This is a genomic window from Pseudomonas sp. UMAB-40, assembly GCF_900095275.1.
GTDB classification, from domain to species: Bacteria; Pseudomonadota; Gammaproteobacteria; order Pseudomonadales; family Pseudomonadaceae; genus Aquipseudomonas; species Aquipseudomonas mandelii_B.
In genome coordinates this window covers 58,011-69,453 of the sequence record NZ_LT607561.1, presented here as the reverse complement: position 1 = coordinate 69,453, position 11,443 = coordinate 58,011, and the positions used below count along the sequence as shown (strand labels likewise).

Annotated in this window: 9 protein-coding genes; 3 read left to right on the top strand and 6 right to left on the bottom strand. The window is 60.5% G+C overall.

Going from position 1 to position 11,443, the window contains the following annotated elements; translation table 11 throughout:
- Positions 1–103 precede the first annotated feature (103 nt).
- From cysN to K0F88_RS16540, 3 genes are all read right to left on the bottom strand, one after another.
- Positions 104–2,002, bottom strand: coding sequence for a sulfate adenylyltransferase subunit CysN (cysN, locus tag K0F88_RS16550; RefSeq protein ID WP_219095735.1), 1,899 nt, complete (start codon positions 2,000–2,002; stop codon positions 104–106).
- A gap of 9 nt (positions 2,003–2,011) precedes the next feature.
- Positions 2,012–2,929, bottom strand: coding sequence for a sulfate adenylyltransferase subunit CysD (cysD, locus tag K0F88_RS16545; RefSeq protein ID WP_010463281.1), 918 nt, complete (start codon positions 2,927–2,929; stop codon positions 2,012–2,014).
- A gap of 171 nt (positions 2,930–3,100) precedes the next feature.
- Complete coding sequence (locus tag K0F88_RS16540; RefSeq protein ID WP_109628001.1) at positions 3,101–3,859, bottom strand: Nif3-like dinuclear metal center hexameric protein; 759 nt, start codon at positions 3,857–3,859, stop codon at positions 3,101–3,103.
- Positions 3,860–3,961: 102 nt separating this feature from the next.
- Here K0F88_RS16540 and algW point away from each other — a divergent pair, with 102 nt between their 5' ends.
- The 3 genes from algW to K0F88_RS16525 all read left to right on the top strand — a co-directional run bounded on the left by algW (position 3,962) and on the right by K0F88_RS16525 (position 8,055).
- Positions 3,962–5,122, top strand: coding sequence for a Do family serine endopeptidase AlgW (gene algW / locus K0F88_RS16535; RefSeq protein ID WP_219095734.1), 1,161 nt, complete (start codon positions 3,962–3,964; stop codon positions 5,120–5,122).
- A gap of 86 nt (positions 5,123–5,208) precedes the next feature.
- On the top strand, positions 5,209–7,314 hold the full coding sequence (locus K0F88_RS16530; protein WP_219095733.1) for a TonB-dependent siderophore receptor: 2,106 nt from the start codon (positions 5,209–5,211) through the stop codon (positions 7,312–7,314).
- A 12-nt stretch (positions 7,315–7,326) separates the two neighbouring features.
- Positions 7,327–8,055: a DUF4198 domain-containing protein gene (locus tag K0F88_RS16525; RefSeq protein ID WP_219095732.1), complete on the top strand. Its 729-nt coding sequence runs from the start codon at positions 7,327–7,329 to the stop codon at positions 8,053–8,055.
- A 131-nt stretch (positions 8,056–8,186) separates the two neighbouring features.
- Here the strand turns inward: K0F88_RS16525 and hisC are convergent, their stop codons facing one another.
- From hisC to hisG, 3 genes are all read right to left on the bottom strand, one after another.
- On the bottom strand, positions 8,187–9,239 hold the full coding sequence (hisC, locus tag K0F88_RS16520; protein WP_219095731.1) for a histidinol-phosphate transaminase: 1,053 nt from the start codon (positions 9,237–9,239) through the stop codon (positions 8,187–8,189).
- A 2-nt stretch (positions 9,240–9,241) separates the two neighbouring features.
- A complete protein-coding gene (hisD, locus tag K0F88_RS16515) occupies positions 9,242–10,567 on the bottom strand; it encodes a histidinol dehydrogenase (RefSeq protein WP_219095730.1) in 1,326 nt (441 codons plus the stop codon).
- Between the two features lie 126 nt (positions 10,568–10,693).
- On the bottom strand, positions 10,694–11,329 hold the full coding sequence (gene hisG, locus K0F88_RS16510; RefSeq protein WP_007901570.1) for an ATP phosphoribosyltransferase: 636 nt from the start codon (positions 11,327–11,329) through the stop codon (positions 10,694–10,696).
- Positions 11,330–11,443 lie beyond the last annotated feature (114 nt).

The following is an 11,443-nucleotide window of genomic DNA, read 5'->3' as shown; positions in this document are numbered from 1 at the left end:
CGAATCCTGTGGGAGCTGGCTTGCCAGCGATGGCGATTTCAAGGCAACAAAAAACCCGCAGACAATCACTTGTCTGCGGGTTTTTTATTGGAGCGACTAGCGCTTAGATCGCGCCGCGCTTGCGCAGCAGATCCAGCACTTGCTTGACGCTTTCTTCCAGCGACAGCGACTGGGTGTCGACCACCAGGTCGGCGTCCAGCGGCACGTCATACGGGAAGGAATCGCCCGGGATATTATCCCCGGCCGCCGCGTAAAGGCCTTGCGGATCACGCTCGGCACAGACCGTCGGCGAGGCCTGGACGTAGACCGTCAGCAGACGCTCCTTGCCGATCAGTTCCCGCGCCTGCTCACGACCTTCAGCACTTGGCGCAACAAACGCTGCCAAGGTCAACAGACCAGCTTCGTTGAACTGACGCGCAACGTGTGCGGCACGACGCCAGTTCTCGGTACGCCCGGCGCGATCCTGCGGCAGACCTTTGTTCAGGTCGTGACGCAGGTTCTGACCATCGAGGACAAACACCGCACGACCCAAGTCAAACAGTTTGCGTTCAACCGCGTAAGCCAGGGTGCTTTTGCCCGCGCCCGACAGGCCGCTGAACAACACGGTGGCCGGTTGCTGACCGAAACGCTGGGCGCGTTCTTCGGTGGCCACGTGCGCCAGTTTGCCGTGGTGCGTGCTGCTGCCATGCGCCAACGGCTGAGCAATGATCATGCCGGCGGCAACGGTGCCGTTGGTCAACCGATCGATGACGATGAACGAACCGGTGGTGCGGTTACTGGCGTAACCGTCCAGCGCGATCGCGGCGTCGAGGCTGACCTTGACCCGACCGATCTCGTTCAGGTTCAACGAGCTGGCCGGACCTTCTTCCAGGGTGTTCACGTCAACACGATTGACGATGCTGGTGATCGAACCCGGCACGTAACTCGTGGCGCGCTTGATGTCGTACTTCTTGCCCGGCAGCATCGGCTCTTCGGCCATCCACACCAGCATGGCGTCGAAGGCGTCGGTCACTTGCGGCAGGTTGTCGGCGTGCACCAGCAAGTCGCCGCGAGAAATGTCGATCTCGTCTTCCATGGTCAGCGTGACCGCTTGACCTGGACCTGCGTGTTCCAGCTCACCTTCGAAAGTGACGATGGATTTTACGCGGCTGCTCTTGCCCGACGGCAGCACAACGACTTCGTCGCCCTTGTGCACGACGCCGCTGGCCAGGGTGCCGGCGAAACCACGGAAGTTCAGGTTCGGACGATTGACGTACTGCACCGGGAAACGCAGGTCGGTGTAGTTGCGGTCGTTGGCGATCTCGACGGTCTCGAGAATCTCCATCAGCGACTGGCCGGTGTACCACGGCGAGCGCTCGGACTTGTTCACCACGTTATCGCCTTTCAAGGCCGACATCGGCACGAAGGCCATGGTGGTCGGTTTGAACGCGATGCCTTCGGCGAACTTCAGGTAATCGGCCTTGATCGACTCGAACACGCTTTGGTCAAAGCCATTGATGTCCATCTTGTTGACGGCCACCACGATGTGCTTGATGCCCAGCAACGAGGCAATGAAGCTGTGGCGACGGGTCTGGGTCTGCACGCCGTAGCGGGCGTCGATCAGGATAATCGCCAGGTCACAGGTGGACGCACCGGTGGCCATGTTGCGGGTGTACTGCTCATGGCCCGGGGTGTCGGCGATGATGAATTTGCGTTTGGCGGTGGAGAAATAACGGTACGCGACATCAATGGTGATGCCCTGCTCCCGTTCGGCCTGCAGGCCGTCGACCAGCAATGCCAGGTCGATATCGTCGCCGGTGGTGCCGACTTTTTTCGAGTCGCGGGTGATGGCTTCCAGGTGATCTTCGTAGATCATCTTGGAGTCGTGCAGCAGGCGCCCGATCAGGGTGCTCTTGCCGTCGTCGACGTTGCCACAGGTCAGAAAGCGCAGCATTTCCTTGCGTTCGTGCTGGCCCAAATAGGCGAGGATGTCCTCGCTGATCAAATCAGATGCGTGCGACATGACAACCCCTTAGAAATAACCCTGACGTTTCTTTTCTTCCATCGAGCCTGCGCCATCGTGGTCGATGACCCGGCCCTGGCGTTCGGAAGTTCGCGTCAGGAGCATTTCCTGAATGATGTCGGTCAGGCTGGTGGCCTCGGACTCGACCGCACCGGTCAGCGGGTAGTCACCCAGTGTGCGGAAACGGACTTTCTTCTTGACGATGCGCGCCTTGTCTTCGTCGCTCAGGTGATTGAGCAGGCGTTCGTCGTCAATCATGATCCAGGTGCCATTCATCTCGATGACGTCGCGTTCGGCGGCGAAATACAGCGGCACGATCGGGATGCCTTCGAGGTAGATGTACTGCCAGATGTCCAGTTCGGTCCAGTTCGACAACGGGAACACACGAATGGATTCGCCCTTGTTGACGTTGCCGTTGTAGACGTTCCACAGTTCCGGGCGCTGGTTTTTCGGGTCCCAGCGGTGCTTGGTGTCGCGGAAGGAATACACGCGCTCTTTGGCGCGGGACTTCTCTTCGTCGCGGCGAGCGCCACCGAAAGCGGCGTCGAAGCCGTACTTGTCGAGGGCTTGTTTCAAGCCTTCGGTTTTCATGATGTCGGTGTGCTTGGCACTGCCGTGGGTCAGCGGGTTGATGCCCTGCGCGACGCCATCGGGGTTCACGTGTACCAGCAGGTCAAGGCCGAGTTCTTCGACCATGCGGTCGCGGAACGCGTACATCTCCTTGAACTTCCACCGGGTGTCGACGTGCATCACCGGGAACGGCAGTTTGCCCGGGAAGAATGCCTTGCGCGCAAGGTGCAGCATCACGGCGGAGTCTTTACCGACGGAGTACAGCATCACCGGGTTATCGAACTCGGCGGCGACCTCGCGGATGATGTGGATGCTTTCGGCCTCCAGCTGTTTCAGATGCGTCAGTTTGTCGACCATGGCTACTCACGAAAACGATCTTATGGACGGCCAGCGGGCCGTGTTCGAGCGGGGAATCCTAGCACAGCAACCTCTTCTAATCAGGACGCCAGCTAGATCGAAAGGGCATATGAATATACCCCCTCGTTTGGGCGCTGAAGGCTCGCTCCCACAGTTGGTTTGCGGTGTTGATCAGATCGGATTCGGGCAATCGATAAAGATGTGCTCAAGGGCAAACCGGCGGGCCAGGTAATCACCCAATGCCTGCACGCCATAGCGCTCGGTGGCGTGGTGGCCGGCGGCGATGAAGCTGATGTCGTTTTCCCGGGCGCTGTGGAAGGTCTGCTCGGAGGCCTCGCCGCTGAGGTACAGATCGACCCCGGCCAACACGGCCTGATCGATATAACCCTGGCCGCCACCGGTGCACCAGCCAACGCGGCGGATCATTTCGCTGCCTTCGATCAGCAACGGCTCGCGGCCCATGACTTCCTGCACCCGGCGAGCGAAATCGCGGGGCGTCATCGGTTCGCTCAACGAGCCGACCAGGCCGACAACCTTAAGGTTGTCCGGATCCAGCGGGCCTTCGACCGTGATGTCGAGCTGACGCGCCAGCTGCACGTTGTTGCCGACGTCCGGATGCAGATCCAGCGGCAAGTGATAGGACAGCAGGCTGATGTCGTGCTTGAGCAGGGTTTTCAACCTACGCTGCTTCATACCGGTGATGCACGGATTCTCGCCTTTCCAGAAATAGCCGTGATGCACCAGCACCAGATCAGCCTGGGCTTCGACCGCGGCGTCCAGCAACGCTTGGCTTGCCGTGACGCCGCTGACGATGCGCATCACCTGCGGCCGACCTTCGACCTGCAAGCCGTTGGGGCAGTAATCGGCAATCCTGGCACTGTTCAGATAACGGTCGGCTTCTTCGACCAGGGTGCTCAAGGCGACGGCCATAAAAGACTCCTAAATATCCCGTTCAGAGGCGAGCTGCGCCTCGTATAATGCGCGACATTATGGGCGGTCTCATACCGCCTGCAACCTCTCAGGACGTGCTTAATGCTCAAGGCGCTGCGTTTTTCCGGCTGGCCGCTGTTGGCCGGCGTGCTTATCGCTCTGTTGATCATCCAGCGTTACCCGCAGTGGGTCGGGCTTCCGAGCCTCGACGTCAACCTGCAGCAAGCCCCGCAAACCACCACGATGCAGCAAGGTCCGGTGTCCTATGCCGACGCGGTCACCACCGCCGCGCCGTCGGTGGTGAACCTGTACACCACCAAAGTCATCAACAAACCGAACCATCCCTTGTTCGAAGACCCGCAGTTCCGCCGCTTCTTCGGCGACAACTCGCCCAAGCAGAAGCGCATGGAGTCGAGCCTGGGCTCGGGCGTGATCATGAGCCCGGAAGGTTATTTGCTGACCAACAACCACGTCACCAGCGGTGCCGACCAGATCGTGGTCGCGCTCAAGGACGGTCGCGAAACCCTGGCCCGCGTCATCGGCAGCGACCCGGAAACCGACCTCGCGGTGCTGAAGATCGACCTGAAAAACCTGCCATCGATCACCGTCGGTCGCTCCGACAACATCCGCATCGGTGACGTCGCGTTGGCCATCGGCAACCCGTTCGGCGTCGGCCAGACCGTGACCATGGGCATCATCAGCGCCACCGGTCGTAACCAGTTGGGCCTGAACAACTACGAAGATTTCATCCAGACCGACGCCGCGATCAACCCCGGCAACTCCGGCGGTGCGCTGGTGGATGCCAACGGCAACCTGACCGGCATCAACACGGCGATCTTTTCCAAGTCCGGCGGCTCGCAAGGCATCGGTTTTGCGATCCCGGTCAAACTGGCCATGGAAGTGATGAAGTCGATCATCGAACACGGGCAGGTGATTCGCGGTTGGCTGGGGATTGAAGTGCAGCCGTTGACCCAGGAACTGGCGGAGTCGTTTGGTCTGTCGGGGCGCCCGGGTATTGTGGTCGCAGGGATTTTCCGTGACGGTCCGGCGCAGAAGGCCGGCCTGCAACTGGGGGACGTGATCCTCAGCATCGACGGCGAACCGGCCGGCGATGGTCGTCGTTCGATGAACCAGGTCGCACGGATCAAACCGACCGACAAGGTCACCATTCAGGTGATGCGCAACGGCAAAGAGCTGAAGCTAACGGCTGAGATCGGCCTGCGTCCGCCACCGGCGCCGGTTAAAGAGAAAGAAGAAAACTGACCCTGGCCCGAGGATCTCGGGCTAACAGCAGACATTCTCATTAGGCATGTTATATTGTTTCAATATCTCAATTGGAACAACATAACATGTCGTCTCGAACAATGGCTTCTGTGGCAAGTCTTGCCCTCGGCCTGCTGGGGGACCCGGTCTTCGCCGAAGAGCCCGGCACCCTCGAACTGGACGCCATCAGCGTCACCTCCGACTACGAATCGCCTACCGGCCCGGTCCAGGGCTACCGCGCCACGCGGTCTTCCAGCGCGACCAAAACCGATACCGCGATCCGCGACATCCCGCAATCCATCAGCGTGATTCCCGTCAGTGTGCTCAATGACCTGGGCAGCACCAGTGTCGAGCGCGCCCTGGAATTTGCCGGCGGTGTGTCGAAGCAGAATAACTTCGGCGGCCTGACGCTTTACGAATACAGCGTGCGCGGCTTTACCACCTCGGAGTTCTACAAGGATGGCTTCAGCGCCAACCGGGGTTACCCGAGCACCCCGGACGTCGCCAACATCGAGCGCATCGAAGTGCTCAAAGGACCCGCCGCCAGTCTCTACGGGCGCGGCGATCCGGGCGGCACGGTGAACATCGTCACCAAGAAACCCCAGCCCGAAGCGTTCACCACCCTGCAAACCAGCGCCGGCAGTTGGGATCGCTATCGCACGGCGCTCGACGTCAACACGCCGCTGGATGACGACGCCAACGTGCTGTCGCGAATCAACCTGGCCGTCGAAGACAACCACAGCTTCCGCGACCACGTCGACAGCCAGCGCGTATTTGTCGCCCCCTCCTTCAGCTGGCAACTGAACCCGGACACCAGCCTCTTGGTGGAAAGCGAATTCGTCCGTCACAGCTCCACGTTCGATCGCGGCATTGTCACGCCGAACAACAAATGGAGTGGCGTTTCCCGTTCGATGTTCCTTGGCGAACCCAATGACGGCAACATCGACAACCACAACAATCTGCTGCAAGCCTCGCTCGAACATCATCTCAATGACAGCTGGAAGCTGCGCCTGGCCAGCCATTACAAGGAAGGCAAACTCTGGGGCTTCGCGTCCGAAAGTCGTCCGCTGAATGCCGACGGTCACACAGTGAATCGACGTTATCGCGAGCGCGATACCAACTGGCACGACAGCATCACCCAACTCGAATTGCGCGGTTTGTTCGACCTCGGCAGCTGGCAACACGAACTGCTGATTGGCAGCGAGTATGAAAATTTCCGCAAGAACGAACGGGTCACGACCATTGCCGGCGGCCCCTACGCCATCGACATTTATCAGCCCGTCTACGGTCAGCCGAAACCCAACGGCAAGCGCTCCGGCACCGACCTTTTTGAACACGTCGAAAGCCGGGCGCTGAACCTGCAGGACCAGATTGTCTTCACCGACAAACTGCGCGGCATGCTCGGTGCCCGCTTCGAACACTTCGAGCAAAGCATCGACGATCACAGCCGCGGTGCCACCAGCCGCCAGAGTCACGACGCCTTGACCCAACGGGCCGGTCTGCTTTATCAGCTGACACCCGAAGTCGGGCTGTTCGCCAACGCCTCCACCTCGTTCAAGCCGAACAACGGCCTGGACGCGGGCGGCCAATCCTTCGACCCGGAAGAAGGCGTCGGTTACGAAGTCGGGATCAAGAGCGAGCTGTTCGACGACCGCTTGAGCACCACCCTCGCCGCCTTCCATATCGAAAAGGAAAACGTCCTGGCGCTCGACCCGGGCACAGACACCAGCCGCGCCATGGGCAAGGCCCGCAGCCAGGGATTTGACCTGCAAGTCACCGGGCAAGTGACCGACGCCGTGCGGGTGATCGGTGCCTTCGCCTACATCGACGCCGAGGTCACCGAGGGCGACAAGGTAATTCCCACCGGCAGCCGAATCCTCGGCGTCGCCAAGCGCAGTGGCAGTCTGCTGGGCGTTTATGAGTTTCAGGATGGCCGTTTGCGCGGTTCCGACGTCGGCGCGGCGTTCACTTACGTCGGCGATCGCTCAGGCGAATCCGGCAGCGATTTCGAGCTGCCGGCTTACCGCACCGTCGACCTGCTGGCCCATTACAAGGCCAGCGAAAACGTCACTGTCGGCCTGAACCTGAACAACCTTTTCGACGAGAAATACTACGAGCGCTCGTACAGCAATTACTGGGTCAACCCCGGCGAGCCGCGCAATTTCACCGTCAGCCTCACACTCAATCTGTAAAAGGAAGTTCCCATGCAACACCTCAAACCCGCACTGCTCAGCCTGCTGCTCGGCCTGTTGTTTACCGGCCAGGTGTCGGCCCATGGTCTCTGGACCGAACAACGTCGCGGCAACATCGAAGTGATTTACGGCCACGGCGCCGAAGACAACGCCTTCAAGGCACAAAAAATCAGCGGCGCCTGGGCCTATGACGTCAACGGCAAACTGATCCCGGTGACCGTACAGCGCCTGGCCGATCACGCACGTCTGCAACCGTTGAAGCCGCCCGCCGTGATGGCGGTGGCGCTGGACAATGGCATGTGGTCGCAGACGGCGGATAAAAAATGGATCAACGAAGGACGCAGCAAAGTGCCGGGGGCTATCGAGTCGACGCAGACCTTCAAATACAGCCTGGCGATTTATCAGCCCGGAGCAAAGTTGCCGAAACTTGATCAGATGAAACTGCTGATTCTGCCAGAGGTTGATCCGCTAACGGTCGGACCGGGCAAGTTGCTGCCAGTGCGGGTGCTACTGGATGGGAAACCGGCGGCGGGGGTGAAGTTGACGGGTGACTATCGCAGTGCGCCGAATACGTTGAGCACCGAGACGGATAAGGATGGACGCGCGCAGGTGGTGGTGCGCAATGAAGGGTTGAATGTGATTTCAGCGCAGATGGAGATTGTGCTGAAGGACAATCCGGATGTGGCGACGCGCGGGGTGTTCAGCTCGCTGACGTTCCTCGGTGAACCGCATCACGAGTAACCCATAAACCCTGTGGGAACGTGCGGTGCGGCGGTCCGACTTGCCCGCGAAGAACGATAACTCGGCGTAACAGGTAAACCGTGTCATCGCTCTTCGCGGGCAAGCCTCGCTCCTACGGGATCAGCGCTGGATCAGAGTTCGCCGAGGCCGTCGATCAGTGCCTGATTCTGCTCCGGCGTGCCGATGGATATCCGCAAGAACTGCGCAATCCGCTCCTGCTTGAAGTGCCGGACGATCACGCCTTGCTCGCGCAACTTCGCTGCCAGCCCGGCCGCGTCGTGCTTTGGATGACGCGCAAAAATGAAGTTCGCCGCCGATGGCAACACCTCAAAGCCCTTCGCTTCGAGTTGCGCAACCACCCACTCACGATGCTCGATGACCAACTGGCAGGTCTTGTCGAAGTACTCGCGATCCTCGAACGCCGCCGCTGCCCCGACATTCGCCAGGCGATCCAGCGGATAGGAGTTGAAGCTGTTCTTGATCCGCTCCAGCGCCTCGATCAAATCCGGGTGCCCCACCGCCAGGCCCACCCGCAGACCTGCCAGCGAGCGAGACTTGGACAAGGTCTGAGTCACCAGCAGGTTCGGATAGCGGTCCACCAAAGTGATCGCCGTCTCGCCGCCAAAGTCGATGTAAGCCTCATCCACCACCACCACCGAATCCGGACTGGCCTTGAGGATTTGCTCCACCGCGTCCAGTGCCAGCAGGCAACCGGTTGGCGCGTTCGGGTTCGGGAAAATGATCCCGCCGTTCGGCCTGGCGTAGTCCGCCGGGTTGATCTGGAACTGTTCGTCCAGCGGCACCGCGTCGAACTTGATGCCATACAATCCGCAGTAGACCGGATAAAAGCTGTAGCTGATGTCCGGGAACAGCACCGCTTTGTCGTGTTGCAGCAAGCCGTGGAAGATGTGCGCCAGGACTTCGTCCGAGCCGTTACCGAGGAACACCTGATTGGCCCGCACGCCGTAATAAGTAGCCACAGCGTTTTTCAGCAGATCGCTATTCGGGTCCGGGTACAGACGCAGATTGTCGTTGAGTTCGGTCTGCATCGCCGCCAGCGCTTTTGGCGATGGGCCGTAAGGATTTTCGTTGGTGTTGAGCTTCACCAGTTTCGCCAGTTTCGGCTGCTCGCCCGGCACGTAAGGCACCAGATCCTTGACGAACGGGCTCCAGAATTTACTCATGTTCAGTTCCCCTTTTGCTCATCAACGATGCGGTATTCGGCGCTGCGGGCGTGGGCAGTCAACGACTCGCCACGGGCCAGCACGGAAGCGGTCTTGCCCAGTTCGGACGCACCCTGCTCGGAGCAGAAGATGATCGACGAGCGTTTCTGGAAGTCGTAAACGCCCAACGGCGAAGAGAACCGCGCGGTGCCGGACGTCGGCAACACGTGGTTGGGACCTGCGCAGTAATCGCCCAAGGCTTCGGAGGTGTGACGGCCCATGAAGATCGCGCCGGCGTGACGGATCAGCGGCAGCCAGGCTTGCGGATCGGCGACCGACAATTCCAGGTGCTCCGGCGCAATGCGGTTGGCCACTTCGATGGCTTGCTCCATGTCGCGAACCTTGATCAACGCGCCACGGCCATTGATCGAGGTTTCGATGATCTCGGCGCGCTCCATGGTTGGCAGCAGTTTGGCGATGCTGGCCGCGACCTTGTCGAGGAACTCGGCGTCCGGGCTGACCAGAATCGCTTGGGCGTCTTCGTCGTGCTCGGCCTGGGAGAACAGGTCCATGGCGATCCAGTCCGGATCGGTCTGGCCGTCGCACACCACGAGGATTTCCGACGGTCCGGCAATCATGTCGATGCCGACCTGGCCGAACACGTGGCGCTTGGCGGTGGCGACATAGATATTGCCCGGGCCAACCACCTTGTCGACCTTCGGCACGCTCTCGGTGCCGTAAGCCAATGCGGCAACCGCTTGCGCGCCGCCAATGGTGAAAACGCGGTCAACACCGGCAATGCACGCCGCCGCCAGCACCAGTTCGTTGATTTCACCGCGCGGTGTCGGCACCACCATGACCACTTCGGTCACGCCGGCGACCTTGGCCGGAATCGCGTTCATCAACACCGAGGATGGATACGACGCCTTGCCGCCCGGGACGTACAGGCCGGCGCGATCCAGCGGCGTGACCTTCTGGCCCAGCACCGTGCCGTCGGCTTCGGTGTAGCTCCAGGAATCCTGTTTCTGTTTTTCGTGGTAGCTGCGCACGCGGGCCGCGGCTTTTTCCAACGCTTCACGCTGAGGCACGGTGATCCGGGTCAGGGCCAGTTCCAGGCGTTCACGCGGCAAGATCAGGTCCGCCATGGACGCAACGTCCAGGCCGTCGAACTGCCGGGTGAAGTCCACCAGCGCCGCATCGCCACGCTCGCGTACGGCTTTGATGATGTCCAGCACTCGCTGATTGACCGAGTCGTCAGACACACTTTCCCAGCTCAGCAGATGATCCAGATGATGCGCGAAATCCGGGTCAGCAGCGTTGAGTCGGCGAATTGCAGTCGGTGCGGTCATAGCGAGAGCCTCATAGGAATGGCAAAAACTCAGGCGCCCTAACTTAGCAGTCGTTTCCGCTTGGGCACCTGAGAATTCTGGCTATGAGGCGGATAGACGGGCGCGACTTAACGTCGCGCAGGTGAATCAGCCGCGGTGTCGAGACTCCACTGCCTTGCGCAGGGTGTCGATCAACGCCTGGATACGGGCGTGCTGCATTTTCATCGAAGCTTTGTTGACGATCAGCCGGGAGCTGATGTCGGCAATGAAATCCTGGGGTTCCAGGCCATTGGCACGCAAGGTGTTACCGGTGTCGACCACGTCGATGATCTTGTCCGCCAGACCGATCAGCGGCGCCAATTCCATCGAGCCGTAGAGCTTGATGATGTCGACCTGACGGCCCTGCTCGGCGTAGTAACGCTTGGCAACGTTGACGAACTTGGTCGCCACCCGCAGACGGCCCTTGGGCTCGACGTCGCCGACACGGCCGGCGGTCATCAGCTTGCAGAGGGCAATTCTCAGGTCCAGCGGTTCATACAGACCTTGGCCACCGTATTCCATCAACACATCTTTACCGGCGACGCCCAGGTCCGCGGCACCATGCTCGACGTAGGTCGGCACATCGGTGGCGCGCACGATCAGCAGGCGCACGTCGGCCTGAGTGGTGGGGATGATCAGCTTGCGGCTCTTGTCCGGATTCTCGGTCGGCACGATGCCCGCTTCAGCCAGAAGCGGCAGGGTGTCGTCAAGGATGCGGCCCTTGGACAGTGCGATGGTCAACATGGGAAACGTCAGTCCTTATCAGGCTACTGATGCCCGGTCGCAAACGGCGCCGGACACACATCGAGCCAGAAACTGGCTCGACTTGAAACAAATTCAACGGGCGCGTCCCTGCGC